A 22730-nucleotide genomic window follows, 5' to 3' on the forward strand; every position below is an offset into this window, starting at 1 on the left:
GGGACGGCGACCGCAACCGCGCCCGCGCCCGCAATGGCGGCCACCTGGGGTTGGCTCCCTCAGGTGTCATACGTTCGCATTGACCGTTTCCGGAACAGGCATGATGACCGGCTCCGCCGGAACGCTCCTCCCCGCCGCCACGCGCCCCCAGGACGTGCCGACCAGGACCAGGCCCGCGCCCACCATCCCCAGCGCCCCCAGCTTGTCCCCGCCGATCTCCACCCCGATCAGGGCCGCCCACAGCGGCTCCGTGCCCAGTAGCAGGCTGACCCGCGACGGCGAGGTCCGCCGCACCGCCCACATCTGCACGAAGAAGGCGAACACGGTGCACATCAGTCCGAGATAGAGCAGATCGGCCCACTGCCCGCCGTCGAACGTGGCCGCCAGCCGCCACGGCGCCGGACCGCTGAAGGGCGAGACCAGCACGAACACCCCCAAGCAGGTGGCGAGCTGAACGAAGGTCAGCGCGCCCGACTCGGTCCGGCGGACGGACTTCATCCGGTGCATCACCACCACGTGGATCGCCCGGATCACCGCCACCAGGAGGACCAGCAGGTCGCCGAGGCCCGGCCGCTCGAAGCCGGCGCCCTGGGTCAGCAGCGCCACGCCGACCACCGACAGCACCGCGGCGGCGACGAAGGCCGCCGAAGGCCGGGTGCGGGCCAGCAGGCTCTCCACGAGCGGAGTGAACACCATCGTCAGACTGATGATCAGACCGGCATTGGTGGCCGAGGTGTGCACCACCCCGTAGGTCTCCACGAGGAAGATGGTGGCGAGGATCAGCCCCAGGACCACCCCGCCGCGTATCTCACGCAGCGTCAGCCGGCGCAGCCGTCCGGCCACCAGCGCCGCCATCGGCAGCAGTGCCACCAGGAAGCGCAGCACCAGCAGCGGGACCACGGTGTCACCGGTCGCGATGGTCTTGACGGAGAGATAGCTGGATCCCCAGATCGCCGCCACCACCAGCACGGGCAGATCGGTCAACCAGAGGCGCGGGGCACGGGGCGGTGTAGGCATGGCGCTCATCCTGGAGGTACCGAGCTCGTCCCCGCCCGGGATTTCGCATCCCGGACGGCCAGGACCGGCCCGGACCGGCCCGACCGGGTTTGTCGGTACCCGGTGGTACGTTCCGCACACGAGGCGGGAAGCGCCGAACAGCCGGCGGGAACCGTCGACGGCGACAGCCGGCGGGCAGCGAGAGGACGGCAGGTGGCGGCGCAGCGGGTCGCGGTGGCGGCGGAGCAGGACGGCCCGGGCGGGCGGCTGCAGCCACTGGACGAGAGCGGGACACCGCTGGACGGGCCGGTGCGGGTGCCGGACCTGGCCGCCGCGATGGCCGAACGGGAGGCGGCCGAGTCCCCCCGGTGGGTGTGGGCGGCGACGGACGAGGTGTACGGGCGGCTGCTGCCGCGACTGGCGGAGCGGCAGCCGGCGAAGAACCGGCTGGCCCGCTGCCATGACCTGAAACTGGTCGAGCCGCTGCTGCTCGGCCTGGAGGACCGCTACGGGCAGCCGCGCTCCCTCGGCGCGGCCTGGGCCCGGCTGCACGGGCTGCCGGTCCCCGCCGACCTGCCGGAGGGTCCGGCCGCGACCGACAGCGACCAGGACTCGCTGTTCGCGCCGGACCGCAGCCTGCTGCCGCCGGGCACCGACCCGCTGGAGGCCCTGGTCGCCGTGCACGCCGAGCAGCAGCGCCGGATCGCCGCGAGCGCCGAGCCCGGCCGCACCCGGCTGCTCTGCGCCGCGGAGTCCGCGGGCGGCCTGGTCGCCGCCGAGATGGGCTTCGACGGGCTGCCCTGGAGCGCCCGGGTCCATGACGACCTGCTGTACGACCTGCTGGGCCCGCGCCCGCGCGGCGGCGCCCAGCCGGCCAAGCTGGCGGCACTGGCCCACGACCTGCAGGAGGCCCTGGGGGGCAAACCGCTCAACCCCGACTCCCCCAGCCAGGTGCTGCGGGCCTTCGCCGAGCAGGGCGTCTCGCTGACCACCACCCGCAACTGGGAACTGCGCAACGTCGACCACCCGGCCGCGCCGCTGCTGCTGCGCTACAAGGAGCTGTCCAGGATCCACGCCGCGCACGGCTGGGCCTGGCGCGACACCTGGGCCCGCGACGGCCGGTTCCGCCCCGAGTACGTGGTCGGCGGCGTGGTCTCGGGCCGCTGGGCCAGCCGGGGCGGCGGGGCGCTACAGATCCCGCGGATCCTGCGCGGTGCCGTGGTCGCGGACCCCGGCTGGCGGCTGGTGGTGGCGGACGCCGGACAGTTGGAGCCGCGGGTGCTGGCGGCGATGTCCAACGACCCGGGCATGATCCGGGCCGGCGCCGCCGGCGACCTCTACGCCGGACTGGCGGCCGAGGCGTTCAAGGGCGACCGGGCCCGGGCCAAGCTGGGCCTGCTGGGTGCGATGTACGGGCAGACCACCGGCGAGACCGGGCAGTTGGTCGCGGTGCTGCGGCGACGCTTTCCGCAGGCCATGGGCCTGGTGGAGGCGGCCGCGCGGACCGGCGAGGCGGGCGGGGTGGTCCGGTCCCAGCTGGGCCGGGTCTGCCCGCCGCCGTCGGCCGGCTGGCTGGACCAGACGGCGGGCGCCTTCACCACCGACGAGGGCGACCTCGACGGCACCGGCACCGCCGCCGGCGGCAACGCGGCCCGCGACGCCCGCTCGCGGGGCCGCTTCACCCGCAACTTCGTGATCCAGGCCAGCGCCGCAGACTGGGCCCTGGCCCTGATCGCCGGGCTGCGACGGCGGCTCGCGGCGATCCCGGTGGACGTCCCCGGCGACCGTCCGCGACTGGTCTTCTTCCAGCACGACGAGGTGATCGTGCACACCCCGGCCCAGCTCGCCGACGCCGTCCGGGCCGCCGTGGCCGAGTCCGGCGAGGAGGCGCGCCGACTGGTGTTCGGGGCGACCCCGGTGCGCTTCCCGCTGGACACCCATGTGGCCGTCAGCTACCTGGACGCCAAGGGCGGCAGCGACGACGACTCCGACGAGGAGGACTGACGGCCTGTCGGACAGCGCGCCGGGGCCGACTTGAAGTGTTCGACCACATGCGTACACTCATGAGTGTTCGCAAATCATCGAACACTTACTTCGGGGGTACACCATGCGTGCAGTCGTCGTCGAACAGCTCGGTGCGCCGGAGGTGCTGACTCTGCGTGAGGTTCCGGCACCGCAGCCGGGGCCGGGACAGGTGCTCATCGACACCGCCTACGCCGGGATCAACTTCGCCGAGATCAAGGCCCGGTCCATCGGCTACCGGGTCACCGGGCTGCCCTTCGTCCCCGGCCTCGAGGTGTCCGGCCTGGTCCGCGCCGTCGGCGAGGGCGTGACCGGATTCCGGCCCGGGCAGCCGGTCGTCGCCTTCCTGGACAACGGCGGCTACGCCGAGGCGGTCGTCGCCGACGCCGCCCGCACCTTCGCCGTCCCCGAGGGGCTCGATCTGCGCGACGCCGCGACCCTCCCCTCGGTGCTGCCCACCGCCTACGCCCTGGTGCACCACGCCGGACGGCTCCGCGCGGGCGAGACCGTGCTGGTCCAGGGCGCGGCGGGCGGCGTCGGCACGGCGCTCGGCCAGGTGGCCAGGCTCGCCGGGGCGGGACGGGTGTACGGCGTGGTGTCGCGCTCCGACAAGGCGAAGTACCCCCTGGACTTCGGCTACGACGAGGTGTTCACCGGTGCCGACTTCGACGGGCAACTGGCCCGCGCCACCGGCGGCCGCGGCGTCGACCTGCTGCTCGACCCGGTCGGCGGCGACACCTGGCGGCGCGGGCTGGCCTCGCTGGCCCGCTACGGACGGGCCGTCTCCTTCGGCAACGCCAGTGACGCCGAAGCCTGGAGCGCCGGCTTCGCCGACCTCGCCGCCAAGGCCCTGTCGGTCTCCGCCTTCAGCATCCTGGGCCTGGCCGCCGCCGACCCGCAGGGCCTGCGCGACCTCACCGACGCCGCGTTCGGCCTGGCGGCCGGCGAAGGCGTACGGCTCCCGGTCACCGCCGAGTTCCCGCTGGAGCAGGCCGCCGAGGCGCACCGCCTGGTCGAGAGCCGCAGCAGCACCGGCAAGCTGCTGCTCCGCGTCGACAGGCACTGACACGTCACCACCCGCCGACGCGTCAACACCCGCCGGCCGGCGGACCATACTGGGTCGGGTGATCAGCACTCCGCGGCTTCACCTCCCCGCCGTCACCCCCACCGCGGCACTGGACCTCGCCTACGGGGGCGGCGGCGGGTGGGCGTGGCTCGGGGACGGCCCCGGCGAGGGGACCCGGTCGATGGCCGGAGCGGTCGCCCGGGCGGACGAGGTCGGCTGGCACCGTCCGCCGTGGGGGCTCTACGCGATCATCCGCCGCGAGGACGGCCCCGCCATAGGCAGCATCGGCTTCCACGGACCGCCCGCCGCGGACGGCACCGTGGAGATCGGCTACGACCTGGTCCCGCAGGCCCGCGGCGCCGGACACGCCACGGAGGCCGTGCACGCGCTCACCTCCTTCGCCTTCGTCGACCCCGCCGTCCGCAGCGTGCTGGCGCTCACCTCACGGGAGAACACCGCCTCCCAGCGGGTGCTGGCCCGCAGCGGCTTCGTCCGCGCCGAGGAGGACCCGGACGGGCTGCGCCGATATCGGGTCGACAGGTGAGGGGGCCGTTTGCGTAGGCTGGAGCACGCAATGGGTACCCCGCAGAGCTCCGCCGCCGTCGACTCCTCCGCAGTCGCCCCCTCCCCCGCCGCTCCGGCCGGCGATTCCGCACGCCCCGACGCCCCCGCGGAGGCCCCTTCGGGCACCCCGGCGGAGGCTCCCGCGCGACGTCCGCGCGGCAGGCGCTCACGCGGCGGCGGCCGCCGGAGCGAAGGCGTCGACGCCCCGCGCCGGGACACCGGGGAAGGCCGGGACGGCGACCCTCGGCGCCGGGACCCCGACGCCCCGCGCAAGGACCGTGACGGCCGGGACGGCCACGGCGGCCGGGACAGGCGCGAGGTCCGCGAGCGCCGGAACACCGCCCCCGCGACGGCCACCCTGGCCGAGCTGATCGCCAAGCTCCCCACGCTGACCCTCCGGGACGAGGAGCGGCTCGGCCGCCGCCTGGAGAGCCTGCGCAAGCAGCGCGAACCCGAGAAGCGCGAACGCGCCCAGGCGGCCGTGGCCGCCGAGATCGAGGCCGCCGAGCTGCGCGTCGCCAACCGCCGTGCCTCCGTCCCCACCCCGACCTACCCGGAGTCGCTGCCGGTCAGCGCCCGCCGCGAGGACATCCTCGAAGCGATCAGGGACAACCAGGTCGTGATCATCGCCGGTGAGACCGGCTCCGGGAAGACCACCCAGATCCCCAAGATCTGCCTGGAGCTCGGCCGCGGCGTCCGCGGCCTGATCGGCCACACCCAGCCGCGCCGGATCGCCGCCCGCACCGTCGCCGAGCGCGTCGCCGAGGAGCTGGGCACCGAGCTGGGGAGGACCGTCGGCTGGAAGGTCCGCTTCACCGACCAGGTCGGTCCCGAGACCGCCGTCAAGGTGATGACCGACGGCATCCTGCTCGCGGAGATCCAGAACGACCGCCTGCTGCGCCAGTACGACACTCTGATCATCGACGAGGCGCACGAGCGCAGCCTCAACATCGACTTCATCCTGGGCTACCTCAAGCAGCTGCTGCCCAAGCGCCCCGACCTCAAGCTGGTCATCACCTCGGCGACCATCGACCCGGAGCGCTTCGCCCGCCACTTCGCCGACTCCCGCACCGGCGAGGACGCCCCGATCATCGAGGTGTCCGGCCGCACCTACCCGGTCGAGGTCCGCTACCGCCCGGTGGTCGAGGAGGGCGACGAGGACGGTGAGGACGGTCCGGACCGCGACCGCGACCAGGTCCAGGCGATCTGCGACGCGGTGGACGAGCTCGGCGAGGAGGGTCGCGGCGACATCCTCGTGTTCCTCTCCGGGGAGCGCGAGATCCGCGACACGGCGGACGCTCTGGAGAAGCAGAACTACAAGTTCACCGAGGTCGTCCCGCTCTACGCCCGGCTCTCCTCGGCCGAGCAGCACCGGGTGTTCCAACCGCACAGCGGCCGCCGCATCGTGCTGGCCACCAATGTCGCCGAGACCTCACTCACCGTCCCCGGCATCCGCTACGTCATCGACCCCGGCACCGCCCGCATCTCCCGCTACAGCCACCGCACGAAGGTCCAGCGGCTGCCCATCGAAGCCGTGTCGCAGGCCAGCGCCAACCAGCGCAAGGGCCGCTGCGGCCGTACCTCGGACGGCATCTGCATCCGGCTGTACTCGGAGGAGGACTTCCTCTCCCGCCCCGAGTTCACCGACCCGGAGATCCTGCGGACCAACCTGGCCTCGGTCATCCTGCAGATGACCGCGGCCGGCCTGGGCGACATCGGCGCCTTCCCGTTCCTGGAGCCGCCGGACCGCCGCAACATCAAGGACGGCGTGGACCTGCTCCAGGAGCTGGGCGCGCTGCAGACCAGCGGCAGGGTCAACACCCTCACGCCGGTCGGCCGCAAGCTCTCCGCCCTGCCGGTCGACCCCCGGCTGGCCCGGATGGTGCTGGAGGCCGAGAAGCACGGCGTGGTCCGCGAGGTCATGGTGATCACCGCCGCGCTGTCCATCCAGGACCCGCGCGAGCGCCCGGTGGAGAAGCGGGCGCACGCCGACCAGCTGCACGCCCGCTTCACCGACCCGACCTCGGACTTCCTCACCTACCTCAACCTCTGGCGCCATCTGAAGGACCAGCAGAAGGCGCTGTCCTCCAGCCAGTTCCGCCGGATGTGCAAGTCGGAGTTCCTGAACTACCTGCGGATACGCGAGTGGCAGGACATCGACGCGCAGCTGCGCCAGGTGGCCAGGTCGCTGGAGATCGAGCTGGGCCACCCCGCCGACGAGGTGGACGGCGACGCGGTGCACCGCTCTCTGCTGGCCGGGCTGCTCTCCCACATCGGCCTCAAGGACGCCGAGAAGCAGGAGTACTTCGGCGCCCGCAGCGCCAAGTTCGCGATCTTCCCGGGCAGCGCGCTGTTCAAGAAGACGCCGCGCTGGGTGATCGCCGCCGAGCTGGTGGAGACCTCCCGGCTGTGGGCCCGGATCGCCGCCAAGGTCGAACCCGAATGGATCGAGGAACAGGCCGCCCACCTGCTCAAACGCAGCTACAGCGAACCGCACTGGGAGAAGGACCGAGGCCAGGTGGTGGCCTTCGAGAAGGTCACCCTGTACGGGGTGACCCTGGTGGCCCAGCGCAGGGTCGGATACGGCTCGATCGACCCCGAGCTCTCCCGCGAGCTGTTCATCCGCCGGGCCCTGGTCGAGGGCGAGTGGCGCACCCACCACCGCTTCTTCCACGACAACCGCAAGCTGCTGGACGAGGTCGAGGAGCTGGAGAACCGGGCCCGCCGCCGGGACATCCTGGTCGACGAGGAGACCCTGTTCGACTTCTACGACCAGCGGATCGCCTCCGACGTCGTCTCCGGGGCGCACTTCGACAGCTGGTGGAAGAAGACCCACCGCACCCGCCCCGACCTGCTGACCTTCACCCCCGACCTGCTGGTCAACGACAACGCGGCCACCGTCACCGAGCGGGACTACCCGTCCGTCTGGTATCAGGGCGACATCGCGCTGCCGCTCACCTACCAGTTCGAGCCCGGCGCGGAGGCGGACGGCGTGACCGTCCACATCCCGCTGACCCTGCTCAACCAGGTGCGGCCGGTCGGCTTCGACTGGCAGATCCCGGGCCTGCGCGAGGACCTGGTCACCGCGTTGATCCGGTCGCTGCCCAAGGCGCTGCGCCGCAACTTCGTGCCGGCCCCGGACTACGCCAAGCACCTGATGCGCGGGCTGGGCAAGCTCGACCCGTCCACCCCCTCCACCGAGGACAAGCCGCTGGTGGAGCTGCTGGAGTGGGAGCTGCACGAGCTGCGCGGCATCCCGGTCCCGCGCGAGAGCTGGAACTACGACGCGGTCCCGGACCATCTGCGGATCACCTTCCGGGTGGTGGACGAGAAGAACCGCAAGCTGGCCGAGTCCAAGGACCTGGAGACCCTCAAACTCGACCTGCGCAGCCGCACCCAGGCCGCCATCGCCGAGGCCGCCGGCGGTCTGGAGAAGCGCGGGCTGACCGACTGGACCATCGGCGAGCTGCCGTACACCTTCGAACAGAAGCGCGGAAAGCAGACCGTCAAGGGCTTCCCGGCCCTCGTCGACGACGGCGACTCGGTGTCGGTACGGCTGCTGGACACGGTGCGGGCACAGCAGCGGGCGATGCTGGCCGGCACCCGCAGGCTGCTGCTGCTCGGGGTGAACTCCCCCGTCAACGCGATCCAGTCGCGGCTGGGCAACGGCGCGAAGCTGGCCCTGGCGGCCAATCCGCACGGCAGCACCGACGCCCTGTTCGCCGACTGCCTGACGGCCGCCGCGGACCGGCTGATCGCCGACGCGGGCGGTCCGGCCTGGGACGAGGAGTCCTACAAGCGGCTGCGGGACTCGGTGCGCGCCGAACTCTACGACGTCACCGCCGACACGGTGGTCAAGGTCGCCAACATCCTCGCGGTGAACCACCGGGTGACCGAGCGGCTCAAGGGCATCAGCAACAGCCTCGCCGTGCTCACCGGCCTCACCGACGTACGGGCCCAGCTCACCGAGCTGATCCACCCCGGCTTCGTCGCCGAGACCGGCCAGCGCCGGCTGCCGGACCTGCTGCGCTACCTCAAGGCGATCGAACGCCGGCTGGTCAAGCTCCCCGAGGACCCGCATCGCGACCGGGACCGCACGGTCGCGGTGATCCGCATGCAGGACGCCTACGCGGAGCTCCTGGCCCAACTGCCGCCGGACCGCCGCGACGAGGACGGCGTGCTGCAGATCCGCTGGATGATCGAGGAACTCCGCGTCAGCCTGTGGGCCCAGCCGCTGGGCACCCCGTACACGGTCTCCGAACAGCGGATCCTGAAAGCCGTCGAGGCCCTCCGCTGACGCGGAGAGGTGCGGGACCTCAGCTCTTCTGTTCCAGCACCGGCCGCAACCGCGTCAGCAGCTCGAACAGCACGCTCCGCTCACCATCGCTGAGCAGGTCCAGTGCCTGGTGCGTGGTCTGCATGTCCGCGCGGACCGCGCGGATCGCCGCCTCCCCCGCCTCCGTCGCGGCCACGATCTTGATCCGCCGGTCGCTGGCCCCCACCTCCCGCCGGACCAGCCCGCGCGTCTCCAGCCGGTCGACCAGCCCGGTGACATTGGACGCGTCACAGACCAGCTGCTCCGCGATGCCGCGCATCGGCAGCGGCTGCCGCACCAGCACCGCGAGCGCCTTGGCCTGCACAGACGTCAGTCCGTGCCTCGCGGCGACGGCGGCGAAGTCCTGGTAGTAGGCGTTCCCTATGGCGGCGAACTCCTCGATGAGGTCGGCCTTGGTCGGGACGGCGGGGGCGGTGGCGGACTGCGCGGTGGTGCCATTCATGCCATCGAGGGTACTGCAACAACTTGACGTCATCAATCATTCTTGCCTCAGGGGCGCACAGCATCAGCTGACCCGGCGTTACTGGCCTGTGTCTGAGCCGTGATCGAGGTGCCGCCCTCGGCGGGAACCCGGCCAGGGCGATCCACGTCACACTCGCACGAGGGGGCGTCGGCACCCGACTGACGAGGAGGCGGATCACCATGACACAGCTGGATCGGCGGATGAACGGGGCGCCGCAGGACACCCCGGCGGCGGGACCCCGCCGGAGCCGGACCCGGCTCGCCCTGCTGCTGTCACTGCTGGGCCTGGCCTGCCTCGCCGGCGCGGCCGTCGCGATGGTGCTGCTGTTCTCACCCTCCGCCTCGGCCTTCGGCGGCTGCGGCGGAGCGCCCTGACAGCAGGTACGGCAGTCGCGGGGCGAGGAACCTCCGGGGGAACTCGTCCCGCAGCCGCCAGAGTCCGGCGTCGACCACGAAGTGCGCCATCACCACGCCCAGGTAGGCCCCGTACACCGCGCGGGCCGGGGCCGGGCCGGTGTGCAGGTGCGAGGCCAGATTCAGGGCCAGGCCCAGGATCAGGCCGATGTTCAGCAGGACGCCCAGGGATATCAGCCGCAACTGGCGGCCGCCGGGGCCGCCGCCCGCCACCAGGCCCATGATCAGCAGGTACTGGAAGCCGTGCGCCGCGGTCAGCCCGGCGACGGCCGCATAGGGCGAGTCGAACAGGAACACCGGTAGGAAGAAGGCCAGCGAGGTCAGGTAGACCGCGCTGACCGGCACGGGCCGCCCGGCCCGGGGACGGCGCATCAGCTGGACCGCGCCGTAGCCCGCGCCGAGCGCGTACGCCCACGCTGCGAGCGGGAAGAGCGCTCTGAGCGCGGGCGCGTTGCTGAGCGACAGCAGCGCGGGGTGGCACAGCAGCCCCGCCGTCCCGGCGATCCCGGTCCCGGTGAGGGCCAGCCGCTCGCCGGTCCGCAGCGGCCCGCAGCCGTAGGCGCCGGAGGCGAGCGCGGCCAGACCGAGGTTCTGCTTCTGGAAGTGGAAGAACTGCCAGGCGAAGAAGGCCATCAGGACCAGTACGAAGGCCCGCGCCGGGACCAGGGCCGCCAGTACGGCCGTCGCCGCGATCAGTGCCGCCGGGGCCACCAGGTAGCGGCCGGGGTTGGCCCGCAGGTGCTGCCGCACCTCGGGCACCGTGTAGAACCAGCCGGTGCTGGCGACATGGACCGAGGAGCCCACGAAGAGCAGCAGCCCCAGCCCCGCGCCGGGGGCCGTACCCGTCCGCGGCGCCACCAGCACCGCACCGAGCAGCGGACCGAGGGTGAGCAGCAGGGTGGCGGCCAGCCAGGACCGGCGCAGCGAGCCACCCGCTGCGGGTCCGGTCGCCACCGGGGCCCCGGCCGTCGGCTCTGCTGTCGGCATCGCGCCAGTCTAGGCGGGCCGCACGGGCGCCGGAGCCACCGCGAAGCCGAACGCCGAAGGAGCGGCCCGTCCGCGAACCGGCGCGGGCCCCTGGCGCACCGTCAGGCGGCGTGCCAGGGGCCCGGGAGAGCGTGGGCGGTCAGTTCCTGGACCTGGCCTGCGGCCAGAACGAGGCGCCGGCGCCGACCACGACCAGCGCGCCGACCAGCTGCAGCAGGTGTCGGATCCAGTCGACGCCACTGGTGTGGCGGACCCCGATCCAGGAGGCGAGCAGATTGCCGAGCAGCGCGCCGACGATGCCGCAGATCACGGTCAGCCAGAACGGGATCGCCTGCTTGCCGGGGAGGAGCATCTTCGCCAGGACGCCCAGCACGGCGCCCACGATCACGATCCAGACGAGCTGAAACATGTGGATCCTCCTCGGTCGATCTGTCGCCCAAGCCTCGGACCCGGCGGCAGCGGTCGCACTCCGGCGCGGACCATCCGGGTGACGCCCCGCGGGCCATCGTGGTCACGCCCCCGGCCACCGCGGTCCCGCCTCCCTGGCCAGCAGCAGCAGCGCGGCGTCGTCCCGCAGCGATCCGCCCGCGTGCCGGAGCAGATCGGCGTAGACGCGGGCGACGGCCGCCTCCACGTCGCCGCCGCTGTCGGACACCAGCGCGGGGGCGCGCTGCGCGAGCGGGTAGAAGTCGCCCGCGCCCCTGAGCCTGGCCTCGACCACCCCGTCCGTGCAGAGCACCAGCACGTCCCCGGGCCCGAACGGCACGGTCCAGGGCTGCGGCCCGCCGGAGGCGAGGTGGGCGAGGCCCAGCGGTACCCAGGGGTCCGGGGGGTTCAGCAGCGTCCCGCTGCCGTCGGCCGAGACCAGCAGCGGTGGAACGTGTCCGCAGTGCAGCAGTTCGACGGAGTCGCGTTCACCGAAGCCGACCAGCATCGCGGTGATGAACTCCCCCGAGGGCACATGCCGCATCACGCTGGCCTCCAGCCGCCGGGCCACCCCGGTCAGCCCGGGCTCGTCGTAGGCGGCCTCACGGAAGGCGCCGAGCACCACGGCGGCGGACTGCACCGCGGCCAGTCCCTTGCCGCGGACGTCGCCGATGATCGCGCGCACCCCGTACGGGGTGTCCAGCACTCCGTACAGGTCCCCGCCGATCTTCGCGGCGTCGGCGGCCGAGACATAGCGGGCGGCCAGCCGGATGTCGCCGACCATCGGCTCCGGCGGGCGCAGCAGTGCCAGTTGGGCGGCCTCGGCGACGGTGCTCATGGCGACCAGGTGCCGGGTCCGGATGATGCGGAGGTGCGCGATCACCACACTTGCGGCGGACAGCGCGACATAGGAGACCAGGGTGCCGTAGAAGAGCCGCCGGTCGTACTGCTGGTCCAGCCCGTCGTAGCGGCTCAGCACCACCAGCAGCGCCATGCCGAGGGCGCTGGTCAGCACCAGTTCCAGCGGGTAGAGCGTGAGTGCGGCGAGCGGCGGGACCACCGACAGCAGCGAGGCCAGGTAGGTGTTGTCCCCGGCCAGCACGTCCAGCACCGAGACCAGGGTCATCACCAGGCAGGGGGCCAGCAGCCGCACCCAGAGCCTGGCCTTGAGCACCGCGGCCGCGTCGTAGCCGAGCGCGTAGGTCCCCACCTCGCCGATGCGCGGCTGGTTCCGGTCCGGCTGATCCCCTGTCACACCGTGAATCTACCCGAATACTGGATAAACCAGGGCATAGTGTTCACCCGCCCAAATCCCACCCGACTATTCCCGCCCTCTACGTGGGCCATATCACCGCCGTCAACGCATACCTACGATGGCGTAGCTCACTTGAGGTGGTGAAGTATTTTCGCCATGGCCGCGCAGACCGATCCTCCCGTGTTCACCTCCTACGTCGCCCTCGGGGACAGTTTCACCGAGGGCCTCAACGACCCTGACCCGGACGGCGGCTTCGCCGGTTGGGCCGACCGGCTGGCCCGACTGCTCGCCGAGGACCGCCCGCGCACCCCCGAGGGCCCGCACGACTTCCGCTACGCCAACCTGGCGGTGCGCGGCCGACTGCTGGACCAGATCGTCGACGAGCAGGTGCCGGAGATCGAGCGGATGCGGCCCGACCTGGTCAGCTTCACCGCCGGCGGCAATGACATCCTGCGGCCCGGCAGCGACCCGGACGAGGTCGCCGAACGCTTCGAGGCGGCCGCCGTCCGGCTGCGCGGGTCCGCCGGGACCGTGCTCATCTGCACCGGCTTCGACACCCGGGACACCCCGGTGCTCAAGCATCTGCGCGGCAAGATCGCCACCTACAACGCCCATCTGCGCGCCATCGCCGACCGCAACGGCCTCGCCGTCACCGACATCTGGGCGCTGCGGCCGCTGCGGGAGCGGCAGGCCTGGAGCGAGGACCGGCTGCACCTCTCCCCCGAGGGCCACCAGCGGGTCGCGTTGCTGGCAGCCCGGGCGCTCGGCCTGGACACTGTCGAGGCCCCGGACGCCCCCTGGCCCTCCACCCCGCCGCACACCCCGGCCGAGCTGCGCCGGGAGAACCTGCACTGGGCCCGCGAGCACCTGCTCCCCTGGGTCGGCCGCCGGCTGCGCGGGGAGTCCTCAGGGGACACGGTCTCCGCCAAGCGCCCCGACCTGCTACCGCTCGGCTAGCGCCGCCCCGATGCGTCCGCGTCGCGCACCCGCCAGGCCCGCCCCTTCCGAGGAGCGGGCCTCCGGCGTTTCCGACGGGCGCATGTGAACAGATGGTGTTCATCTGGTTACCCTCTGTATCGGGTGGCCGGGATCACCCGATATCCGAAAACCCTTGGCCGACGCTTCTGCGGAATACCCCCTAGGGGTATGGTGTTGGATAAGCGAGCGAGCAAGGAACGACCCCTGGAGGAACACATGTCCACTGCCGTCTTCACCGTATCCGGCATGAGCTGCGGTCACTGCGAGAAGTCGGTGAGCGAGGAGATCAGCGCCCTGCCCGGGGTCACCGGGGTCAGCGCGGACGCGAAGGCCGGAACGGTCACCGTGGACTTCGAGCAGCCGCTGGCGGACGAGGCCGTGCGCAGCGCCGTCGACGAGGCGGGCTACCAGCTGGTCGGCCGGGTCTGAGTGCCCCGGGGTCCGGGCCGGGCGACCGGGCCGGACCCCGCGAGAGGAGAGTACGCACCATGAGCACTGCCACCTCCAGGACGGACGACGCTCCCCGGCTCCGGGTCGAGCTCGCCATCGGCGGAATGACCTGTGCCTCCTGCGCCGCGCGGGTCGAGAAGAAGCTCAACCGGATGGACGGCGTGGAGGCCACCGTCAACTACGCCACCGAGAAGGCGACCGTCAGCCACGCCCCGGAGGTGGGCGTGGACGAGCTCATCGCCACCGTCGAACGCACCGGCTACACCGCCGAGGCCCCGCGACCGGAGCCCGAGCCCGCAACCGGATCCGGGACCGGGGCGGCGCCGGACGACGGGAGCACCGACGACGAGCTCGCCCTGCTGCGGCAGCGGCTGCTGGTCGCCGTCGTGCTCGGGGTGCCGGTGGTGCTGCTCGCCATGGTCCCCGCGCTGCAGTTCCGCAACTGGCAGTGGCTCTCCTTCGCCCTGGCCGGACCGGTGGTGGCGTACACGGGATGGCCGTTCCACCGCGCCGCCTGGACCAATCTGCGGCACGGTGCGGCCACCATGGACACCCTGGTCTCGCTGGGCACCCTGGCCGCCTTCGGCTGGTCCACCTGGGCGCTGTTCCTGGGCACCGCCGGAATGCCGGGGATGACCCACGGCTTCAGCCTGGAGGTCGGCGCCGGTGACGCCTCCTCCACGCTCTACCTGGAGACCGCCGCCGGGGTCACCGCCTTCATCCTGCTCGGCCGCTACCTGGAGGCCAGGGCCAAGCGCCGGGCCGGTGCCGCGCTGCACGCCCTGCTGTCGCTGGGCGCCAAGGACGCCGCCGTGCTGCGCGGGGGGCGCGAGGAGCGGGTGCCGGTCTCCGCGCTGGCGGTCGGCGACCTGATCGTGGTCCGCCCCGGTGAGAAGATCGCCACCGACGGCGTGGTCGCCGAGGGCAGCTCCGCCGTGGACACCTCGCTGCTGACCGGCGAGTCGGTTCCCACCGAGGTCTCCCCCGGCGACCCGGTCACCGGAGCCACCGTCAACTGCGGCGGGCGGCTGGTGGTCCGGGCCACCGGCGTGGGCGCCGACACCCGGCTGGCCCGGATGGCCCGACTGGTCGAGGAGGCGCAGAGCGGCAAGGCCGCGGCCCAGCGGCTGGCCGACCGGATCTCGGCCGTCTTCGTACCGGTGGTGCTGGTCATCGCGGTGGCCACGCTGCTGGGCTGGCTGGCCGTCAGCGGCAACGCCGCCGAGGCGTTCACCGCCGCGGTGGCCGTGCTGATCATCGCCTGCCCCTGCGCCCTGGGCCTGGCCACCCCCACCGCGCTGATGGTCGGCACCGGGCGCGGCGCCCAACTGGGCATCCTGATCAAGGGACCCGAGGTGCTGGAGTCCACCCGCGCGGTGGACACCGTGGTGCTGGACAAGACCGGCACGGTGACGACCGGTCAGATGGCACTGCGCTCGGTGCACACCGCCGAGGGCGTCGACCGGGCGCAGGCGCTGCGGCTGGCCGGCGCGCTGGAGCACGCCTCCGAGCACCCGATCGCCCGGGCCGTCGCCGAGGCCGCGGCGGCCGTCGAGCCGGGCGGCGTGCTGCCGCCGGTCGAGGGCTTCCGCAACACCGCCGGACTGGGCGTCCGGGGCACCGTGCAGGGGCATGCCGTGGTGGCCGGCCGGGAGGCCTTCGTGCTGGGGCAGGAGCGGTCCGGCCCGGCGCAGCCGCCGGAGGCGGTGCGGGGCGCGCCGCAGCAGCCGCTGCCGGAGCCGCTGCGGGCCGCGAGGGCTGCCGCGGAGGCCGAGGGGCTCACCGCGGTCCTGGTGGGCTGGGACGGGGCGGTACGGGCCGTCCTGGTGGTCGCCGACGCGGTCCGGCCGACCAGCGCAGAGGCGGTGCGCCGGCTCCGGGCCCTGGGCCTGACGCCGGTGCTGCTGACCGGGGACAACCGGGCGGTGGCGGCGAGCGTGGCCCGGGAGGTCGGCATCGACCAGGACCGGGTGATCGCCGAGGTGCTGCCGGAGGACAAGGCCGCCGTGGTGGCCAGGCTCCAGGCGGAGGGCCGTACCGTCGCGATGGTCGGCGACGGCGTGAACGACGCCGCCGCGCTCGCCCGGGCGGACCTCGGTCTGGCGATGGGCACCGGCACCGACGCGGCGATCGAGGCGGCGGACCTCACTCTCGTCCGCGGCGACCTCAGAGCGGCGGCGGACGCCATCCGGCTGTCCCGGCGGACCCTCGGCACCATCAAGGGGAACCTGTTCTGGGCCTTCGGCTACAACGTGGCCGCACTGCCGCTGGCGGCGTTCGGGCTGCTCAACCCCATGATCGCGGGAGCGGCGATGGCCTTCTCGTCGGTCTTCGTGGTGAGCAACAGCCTGCGGCTGCGGAGCTTCCGGGCCCAGTCGGACCGACCCGGCCCGACGTCACGCCGCCACTACTCTGCGACATGAGAGCGGAGTCACAGGGGACCGGCGTAACTTCCGGCCCCCTGTTGTGTGTTACAACACGTGAATCGGGGTTCCGGCGGACCCCGTACGTCGGCCTCCGTCGCTGGGTGGCCGACAGCGCACGGCGCGGCCGGGGGGTGGTTGAGCGGCCTCCCCCTACGGTCCGCGCCGTGCGCGTCTCCGGACGGCCCGGGGCAGCCCCGGGCGAGGGGTCAGCGCGCCGCGACGGGCACGTAGTCGCGGGTCTCGATGCCGGTGTAGATCTGCCGCGGACGGCCGATCTTGCTGGTCGGGTCGGTGATCATCTCCTGCCAGTGGGCGATCCAGCCCGGCAGCCGGCCCATCGCGAACAGCACGGTGAACATGCTGGTGGGGAAGCCCATCGCGCGGTAGATCAGACCGGTGTAGAAGTCCACGTTGGGGTAGAGCTTTCGCGAGACGAAGTAGTCGTCGGTGAGCGCGTGCTCCTCCAGCTTCAGCGCGATGTCCAGTAGTTCGTCGGCCTTGCCCAGCTGGGCCAGGACGTCGTGGGCGGCGCTCTTGATGATCTGGGCGCGCGGGTCGAAGCTCTTGTAGACGCGGTGCCCGAAGCCCATCAGCTTCACGCCGTCTTCCTTGTTCTTCACCTTGCGGATGAAGGCGTCGACGTCGCCGCCGTCGTTCTTGATCGCGGTGAGCATCTCCAGCACCGCCTGGTTGGCGCCGCCGTGCAGCGGCCCCCAGAGCGCGTTGATGCCGGCCGAGATGCTGGCGAAGAGGTTGGCCTGGGAGGAGCCGACCAGACGGACGGTGGAGGTGGAGCAGTTCTGCTCATGGTCCGCGTGCAGGATCAGCAGCTTCTCCAGGGCACTGACGACGACCGGGTTCAGCTCGTAGTCCTCGGCGGGCACCGCGAAGGTCATCCGCAGGAAGTTCTCGACGTAGCCGAGGTCGTTGCGCGGGTAGACGAAGGGGTGGCCCTGGGCCTTCTTGAACGCGTAGGCCGCGATGGTGGGCAGCTTGGCGATCAGCCTTATGGCGGACAGCTCGCGCTGCTCGGCGTCGAACGGGTTGTGGCTGTCCTGGTAGAACGTGGACAGCGCGCTGACCACCGACGACAGCATCGCCATCGGGTGCGCGTCACGCGGGAAGCCCTGGTAGAACCGCTTGACGTCCTCGTGCAGCAGGGTGTGCTGGGAGACGTCGCGCTGGAACGCGGCGAGCTGGGCAGCGTCCGGGAGCTCACCCTTGATCAGCAGGTGCGCGGTCTCCAGGAAGGTGCCCTGCTCGGCGATCTGCTCGATGGGGTAGCCCCGGTAGCGCAGGATCCCCTTGTCGCCGTCGATGTAGGTGATCGCCGATTTACAGGCCGCGGTGTTGCCGAAGCCGTTGTCCAGCGTGGTCAGGCCGGTCTGGCTGAGCAGCTTCGAGATGTCGAAGCCTGCGTTGCCGACGGTGGAGTTCACCACCGGGTACTCGTACTCGTCGCCGTGGTAGCTGAGTACTACAGAGTTGTCGCTCACGTCTTCCCTCACCAGCGAAATGAACCTCTTCAAGGGGTGCCCTGACTACTAACACTGTCCACCACTTGCCGTACAAAGGTGCAGTCAGGGTGCCCACAAAGAGCTGAACACCACAAAGAACAAGCCGCCGTGCGTTCACTTCTCGACAGCAACCGCACAGCCTGATCACCCTACGCGCAGCCGGTGGTCCAGCGCGGTATGCCTGCGACCGGCGGAAACGGCGCGGACCGCCTGGGCCAGCGCGCGCCGCGAACCCACCAGCACCACCAGTTGCTTCGCCCGGGTGACGGCGGTGTAGAGCAGGTTCCGCTGCAGCATCATCCAGGCGCTGGTGGTGACCGGGATCACCACGCAGGGGTACTCGCTGCCCTGCGACCGGTGGATGGTCACCGCGTAGGCGTGCGCCAGCTCGTCCAGCTCGTCGAAGTCGTAGGGCACCTCCTCGTCCTCGTCGGTGACCACGGTGAGCCGCTGCTCCTCCGGGTTGAGCGCGGTGACCACCCCGACGGTGCCGTTGAAGACCCCGTTGGCGCCCTTCTCGTAGTTGTTGCGGATCTGGGTGACCTTGTCGCCGACCCGGAAGGTGCGGCCGCCGAAGCGGCGCTCGGGCAGGTCAGGACGGGAGGGGGTGACCGCGGCCTGCAGCAGGGTGTTGAGGTTCCCGGCGCCGGCCGGGCCCCGGTGCATCGGGGCCAGTACCTGCACGTCGCGGCGCGGGTCCAGGCCGAAGCGGGCCGGGATCCGGCGGGCCACCACGTCCACGGTGAGACCGGCGGCGAGCTCGGCGTCCTCCTCGGCGAAGAGGAAGAAGTCGGCCATGCCCTCGGTGATCGGCGGGACGCCCTCGTTGATCCGGTGGGCGTTGGTGACCACCCCGGACTGCTGAGCCTGGCGGAAGATCCGGGTGAGCCGGACCGCGGGGACCGGGCTGCCGGGGGCCAGCAGGTCCCGCAGCACCTCCCCGGCGCCGACCGAGGGCAGCTGGTCCACGTCGCCGACCAGCAGCAGGTGCGCGCCCGGGGCGACCGCCTTGACCAGCTTGTTGGCCAGCAGCAGGTCCAGCATCGAGGCCTCGTCGACCACCACCAGGTCCGCGTCGAGCGGCCGGTCCCGGTCGTAGGCGGCCTCCCCGCCCGGCTTCAGCTCCAGCAGCCGGTGCACCGTGGACGCCTCACAGCCGGTCAGCTCGGCCAGCCGCTTGGCGGCCCGCCCGGTAGGGGCGGCCAGGACCACCTTCGCCTTCCGCGCCAGCGCGAGGGTGACGATGGAGCGCACGGTGAAGGACTTGCCGCAGCCGGGGCCGCCGGTCAGCACCGCGACCTTCTCGGTGAGGGCCAGCCGCACCGACTGCTCCTGCTCCGGCGCGAGGTCGGCACCGGTCTGCCCCTTGAGCCAGGTCAGCGCCTTGCCCCAGTCCACCGAGGCGAAGCCGGAGAGCCGGTCCTCGGGCCCCTTCAGCAGCCGCAGCAGTTGGTTGGCCAGCGAGATCTCGGCGCGGTGGAAGGGGACCAGGTAGACGGCTGTGCGCTGTTCGACGTGCCCCTCGGACCCGCCGCCCTCGTCGGCGGGGACCTGCTCGCGGACCACGCCCTCCTCGCCCACCAGTTCCGCCAGGCACTCGATGACCAGGCCGATCTCCACCGCAAGCAGCTTCACCGCGTCGGAGATCAGCTGCTCCTCGGGCAGGTAGCAGTGGCCCTGGTCGGAGCCCTGCGACAGCGCGTACTGCAGCCCCGCCTTGATCCGCTGCGGACTGTCGTGCGGGATGCCGACGGCCTGGGCGATCCGGTCGGCGGTGAGGAAGCCGATGCCCCAGACGTCGGCCGCGAGCCGGTAGGGCTCCTCCTTGACCACCCGGATGGAGTCGTCGCCGTACTTCTTGTAGATGCGGACGGCCAGGGAGGTGGAGACGCCGACGCTCTGGAGGAAGATCATGACCTCCTTGATCGCCTTCTGCTCCTCCCAGGCGGCGGCGATCAGCTTGGTCCGCTTGGGACCCAGCTTGGGGACCTCGATCAGCCGCTCCGGCCGCTGCTCGATCACCTCCAGGGTCTCGGTGCCGAAGTGGTCCACGATCCGGTCGGCCAGCCGCGGGCCGATGCCCTTGATCAGCCCGGAGCCCAGGTAGCGGCGGATGCCCTGGACCGTCGCGGGCAGCACGGTGGTGTAGTTCTCGACGGTGAACTGCTTGCCGTACTGGGGGTGGCTGCCCCAGCGGCCGTGCAGCCGCAGGCTCTCCCCGGGCTGGGCGCCGAGCAGCGCGCCGACGACGGTGAGCAGGTCCCCGGCGCCGCGGCCGGTGTCGACCCGGGCCACCGTGTAGCCGGTCTCCTCGTTGGCATAGGTGATCCGCTCCAGCACGCCGGTGACCTCGGCGAGTTGGATCGGCGGAGTACTGGCGCGGTCGGGCATGGGGGAACCGTACAACCGGGGTCTGACAGGCGCGGACCGGCATCATTTGCGACTATCGAACGTGATCGAAAATGACCGAAATAATTTCTTTTCGATCCTGCCGTCCTGAGGGCTCCGCATTGTCAGTGCCTGGCGCAAGACTGTGAGCCGGCAATGAATCGCGCACAACCAAGGGACCGCACACCCACACTCACACCGCAGGAGCACACCATGCTCAGCAGCACGAACTCCCCGGGCGCGCCCACCTGGATCGACCTCGGCAGCAACGACGTCGAGGCGAGCAGCGCCTTCTACACCGCCCTCTTCGGCTGGACCGCCCGCTCGGCCGGCCCCGACACCGGCGGCTACGTCTTCCTGGAGCTCGACGGGCGGATGATCGGCGGCCTCGGCCCGAACATGGAGCCCGGCAGCCAGAGCGCCTGGACGCCGTACTTCGGCACCGCCGACGTCGAGACCACCTCCAAGGCCGTCGAGCAGTCCGGCGGAACGGTCCGGATGCCGGTGATGGAGGTCATGACGATGGGCCGGATGGCCCAGTACACCGACCCCACCGGCGCGAGGTTCGCCGTCTGGCAGCCGCTGGAGCACTCCGGCTTCCAGGTCGTCGACGTCCCGGGCAGCGTGTCCTGGCTCGAACTGCAGACCCATGACGGCCCGGCCGCGACAGCCTTCTACGAGTCCGTGCTGGGCTGGCACTTCGAGGCGATGCCGATGGGCGAGGGGATGGTCTACAACATCATCTCGATCCCCGGCGGCCCGGAGACGGGCTTCGCCGGGATGATGGCGGACCCGCAGTTCCCGGCGGTGCTGTGGCACCCGTACTTCGAGGTGGCGGACTGCGACGCCTCGGTCGCCAAGGCCACCGCCCTCGGCGCGAGCACGCTGATGGGACCGGACACCCTCCCCGGTGTGGGCCGGATGGCCCAGCTGACCGACCCGCTGGGGGCCCGCTACGCGGTGATCGCCACCGAGCCGCGGCCCCAGGGCTGAACCGGGTCACGTGACCCCGGGCGATCGGGAAGAGCACGTGATGGGGCACTGTTGTCGCGGAGTGGCAGTTGTCACCCACAGACACGAAGTGCCCCATCACGGAGGTCCCGCATGAGCCTGTACGACATCCCGCTGCACACCCTGTCGGGCGAGGCGACCAGCCTCGACGCCTACCAGGGCAAGGCGGTGCTGCTGGTGAACGTCGCCTCCAAGTGCGGCCTGACGCCGCAGTACACCGGCCTGGAGCGACTGCAGCAGCAGTACGGCGACCGCGGCTTCACCGTGCTCGGCGTGCCGTGCAACCAGTTCGCCGGGCAGGAGCCGGGCAGCGCCGAGGAGATCCAGACCTTCTGCTCCACCACCTACGGGGTCTCCTTCCCGCTGCTGGAGAAGATCGACGTGAACGGCGAGTCCCGGCACCCGCTCTACACCGAACTGACGAAGACCGCGGACGCCGACGGCGAGGCCGGCGATGTGCAGTGGAACTTCGAGAAGTTCCTGCTGTCGCCGAAGGGCGAGATCGTCGGCCGGTTCCGTCCGCGGACCGAGCCGGAGGCGACCGAGGTGGTCGCCGCGATCGAGGCGCAGCTGCCGGCCTGACCCGGACCGGGCCTAAGCTTGCGATCATGACGGATCATCTCTTCAGGCCGGCCGTGGTCGACGACGTCCCGGCGATAGTGGCCCTGCTGGCCGCCGACTCACTCGGAGCCGGCCGGGAGACGCCGGACGACCTGGCGCCGTACCTGGCCGCGTTCGACCGCCTGGCGGCCGATCCCAACCAGCACCTGCTGGTCGCGGAACGGCAGGGCGAGGTGGTCGGGACGTTGCAGCTGACGGTGATTCCGGGCCTGTCCCGGGCCGGAGCGACCCGTACCGTCGTGGAGGCGGTACGGGTCCGTTCGACCGAACGGGGGCTGGGTCTCGGCACCCTGCTGATGGAGCACGCCATCGAGGAGTCCCGCCGGCTCGGCGCGAGCCTGGTCCAGCTCACCTCCGACTCCAGCCGGGTCGACGCCCACCGCTTCTACGAGCGGCTGGGCTTCACCGGGTCCCATGTGGGCTTCAAACTGGCGCTGAGCTGACCCTCGTTCCTTCCGGACCCGCAGGAGACCCCGTGGCCGCCCCGAACCCCGTACCCGTCGAGGTCGACCTCGCGGACGCCGTCCTGCGCGCGGCCAAGCGGATCAGGCGGGGCACCTTCGACCGGCTGTCGCCCTTCGGCATCACCCCCTCACAGGGGCGCGCGCTGGACGTGCTGGCGCGCGGCGCGCACCACGGCGGGCAGATGATCCGGCTGAACCAGCTCGCCGAGCGGCTGCACATCGCCCCCCGCTCGGTCACCACCGTGGTGGACGCGCTGGAGACGGCGGGCCTGGTCGGGCGGGTGCAGGACCCCGACGACCGGCGGGCGATCCTGCTGCGGCTGACCGAGGAGGGCGAGCGGATGGTC

At 72.0% G+C, this 22730-nt stretch carries 18 protein-coding genes and 1 pseudogene; 12 read left to right on the forward strand and 7 right to left on the reverse strand.

Going from position 1 to position 22730, the window contains the following annotated elements; translation table 11 throughout:
- Nucleotides 1-66: 66 nt before the first annotated feature.
- Nucleotides 67-1026 (reverse strand): DMT family transporter, encoded by a 960-nt coding sequence (locus TR46_RS15350; RefSeq protein ID WP_042400414.1) that lies wholly within the window; start codon nucleotides 1024-1026, stop codon nucleotides 67-69.
- Between the two features lie 183 nt (nucleotides 1027-1209).
- On the opposite strand from TR46_RS15350, the gene TR46_RS15355 reads away from it, so the two are divergent.
- From TR46_RS15355 to hrpA, 4 genes are all read left to right on the forward strand, one after another.
- The gene (locus TR46_RS15355) at nucleotides 1210-3000 is read left to right on the forward strand and encodes a bifunctional 3'-5' exonuclease/DNA polymerase (protein WP_042400416.1); all 1791 of its coding nucleotides are present in this window, start codon (nucleotides 1210-1212) and stop codon (nucleotides 2998-3000) included.
- Nucleotides 3001-3103: 103 nt separating this feature from the next.
- Nucleotides 3104-4084: a quinone oxidoreductase family protein gene (locus TR46_RS15360; RefSeq protein ID WP_042400419.1), complete on the forward strand. Its 981-nt coding sequence runs from the start codon at nucleotides 3104-3106 to the stop codon at nucleotides 4082-4084.
- 58 nt (nucleotides 4085-4142) lie between these two features.
- Nucleotides 4143-4628, forward strand: a complete 486-nt coding sequence (locus TR46_RS15365) for a GNAT family N-acetyltransferase (RefSeq protein WP_052432832.1) — start codon at nucleotides 4143-4145, stop codon at nucleotides 4626-4628.
- Nucleotides 4629-4658: 30 nt separating this feature from the next.
- Nucleotides 4659-8945 carry an ATP-dependent RNA helicase HrpA gene (gene hrpA / locus TR46_RS15370; RefSeq protein ID WP_084718513.1) on the forward strand — a complete coding sequence of 1429 codons (4287 nt, stop codon included), beginning with the start codon at nucleotides 4659-4661 and terminating at the stop codon, nucleotides 8943-8945.
- 19 nt (nucleotides 8946-8964) lie between these two features.
- Here hrpA and TR46_RS15375 read toward each other — a convergent pair whose 3' ends face one another.
- Nucleotides 8965-9426 carry a MarR family winged helix-turn-helix transcriptional regulator gene (locus TR46_RS15375; RefSeq protein WP_042400425.1) on the reverse strand — a complete coding sequence of 154 codons (462 nt, stop codon included), beginning with the start codon at nucleotides 9424-9426 and terminating at the stop codon, nucleotides 8965-8967.
- Between the two features lie 200 nt (nucleotides 9427-9626).
- Between TR46_RS15375 and TR46_RS41110 the strand changes: the two genes are divergently transcribed.
- The gene (locus TR46_RS41110) at nucleotides 9627-9821 is read left to right on the forward strand and encodes a hypothetical protein (protein WP_152626501.1); all 195 of its coding nucleotides are present in this window, start codon (nucleotides 9627-9629) and stop codon (nucleotides 9819-9821) included.
- On the opposite strand, the gene TR46_RS15380 is transcribed toward TR46_RS41110, so the two are convergent.
- The 3 genes from TR46_RS15380 to TR46_RS15390 all read right to left on the reverse strand — a co-directional run bounded on the left by TR46_RS15380 (nucleotide 9777) and on the right by TR46_RS15390 (nucleotide 12528).
- Entirely contained in the window at nucleotides 9777-10847 is a 1071-nt protein-coding gene (locus TR46_RS15380; protein ID WP_152626502.1) for a hypothetical protein, read from the reverse strand. The genes TR46_RS41110 and TR46_RS15380 overlap by 45 nt on opposite strands.
- A gap of 139 nt (nucleotides 10848-10986) precedes the next feature.
- The gene (locus tag TR46_RS15385) at nucleotides 10987-11256 is read right to left on the reverse strand and encodes a GlsB/YeaQ/YmgE family stress response membrane protein (RefSeq protein WP_042400431.1); all 270 of its coding nucleotides are present in this window, start codon (nucleotides 11254-11256) and stop codon (nucleotides 10987-10989) included.
- A gap of 102 nt (nucleotides 11257-11358) precedes the next feature.
- A complete protein-coding gene (locus TR46_RS15390) occupies nucleotides 11359-12528 on the reverse strand; it encodes a PP2C family protein-serine/threonine phosphatase (protein WP_236655340.1) in 1170 nt (389 codons plus the stop codon).
- Between the two features lie 156 nt (nucleotides 12529-12684).
- Between TR46_RS15390 and TR46_RS15395 the strand changes: the two genes are divergently transcribed.
- From TR46_RS15395 to TR46_RS15405, 3 genes are all read left to right on the forward strand, one after another.
- Nucleotides 12685-13485 carry an SGNH/GDSL hydrolase family protein gene (locus TR46_RS15395; RefSeq protein ID WP_042400434.1) on the forward strand — a complete coding sequence of 267 codons (801 nt, stop codon included), beginning with the start codon at nucleotides 12685-12687 and terminating at the stop codon, nucleotides 13483-13485.
- Between the two features lie 189 nt (nucleotides 13486-13674).
- Entirely contained in the window at nucleotides 13675-13935 is a 261-nt protein-coding gene (locus TR46_RS15400) for a heavy-metal-associated domain-containing protein (RefSeq protein ID WP_042400436.1), read from the forward strand.
- A 59-nt stretch (nucleotides 13936-13994) separates the two neighbouring features.
- Nucleotides 13995-16379 carry a heavy metal translocating P-type ATPase gene (locus TR46_RS15405; protein ID WP_042400438.1) on the forward strand — a complete coding sequence of 795 codons (2385 nt, stop codon included), beginning with the start codon at nucleotides 13995-13997 and terminating at the stop codon, nucleotides 16377-16379.
- A gap of 209 nt (nucleotides 16380-16588) precedes the next feature.
- Here TR46_RS15405 and TR46_RS15410 read toward each other — a convergent pair whose 3' ends face one another.
- A complete protein-coding gene (locus TR46_RS15410) occupies nucleotides 16589-17878 on the reverse strand; it encodes a citrate synthase (RefSeq protein WP_042400441.1) in 1290 nt (429 codons plus the stop codon).
- Between the two features lie 165 nt (nucleotides 17879-18043).
- Nucleotides 18044-20290 carry an SF1B family DNA helicase RecD2 gene (recD2, locus tag TR46_RS15415; protein WP_042400444.1) on the reverse strand — a complete coding sequence of 749 codons (2247 nt, stop codon included), beginning with the start codon at nucleotides 20288-20290 and terminating at the stop codon, nucleotides 18044-18046.
- A gap of 210 nt (nucleotides 20291-20500) precedes the next feature.
- Here recD2 and TR46_RS15420 point away from each other — a divergent pair, with 210 nt between their 5' ends.
- The 4 genes and pseudogenes from TR46_RS15420 to TR46_RS45050 all read left to right on the forward strand — a co-directional run.
- Nucleotides 20501-21280: a VOC family protein gene (locus TR46_RS15420; protein ID WP_042400447.1), complete on the forward strand. Its 780-nt coding sequence runs from the start codon at nucleotides 20501-20503 to the stop codon at nucleotides 21278-21280.
- A gap of 111 nt (nucleotides 21281-21391) precedes the next feature.
- Entirely contained in the window at nucleotides 21392-21880 is a 489-nt protein-coding gene (locus TR46_RS15425) for a glutathione peroxidase (RefSeq protein ID WP_042400449.1), read from the forward strand.
- Between the two features lie 26 nt (nucleotides 21881-21906).
- Nucleotides 21907-22362, forward strand: a complete 456-nt coding sequence (locus TR46_RS15430) for a GNAT family N-acetyltransferase (RefSeq protein WP_042400453.1) — start codon at nucleotides 21907-21909, stop codon at nucleotides 22360-22362.
- Between the two features lie 32 nt (nucleotides 22363-22394).
- A pseudogene (locus tag TR46_RS45050) lies at nucleotides 22395-22679 on the forward strand (MarR family winged helix-turn-helix transcriptional regulator); the annotation flags it as partial.
- Between the last annotated feature and the right edge of the window lie 51 nt (nucleotides 22680-22730).

Origin of the sequence: Streptacidiphilus carbonis (assembly GCF_000787775.1) — a bacterium.
GTDB lineage: Bacteria > Actinomycetota > Actinomycetes > Streptomycetales > Streptomycetaceae > Streptacidiphilus > Streptacidiphilus carbonis.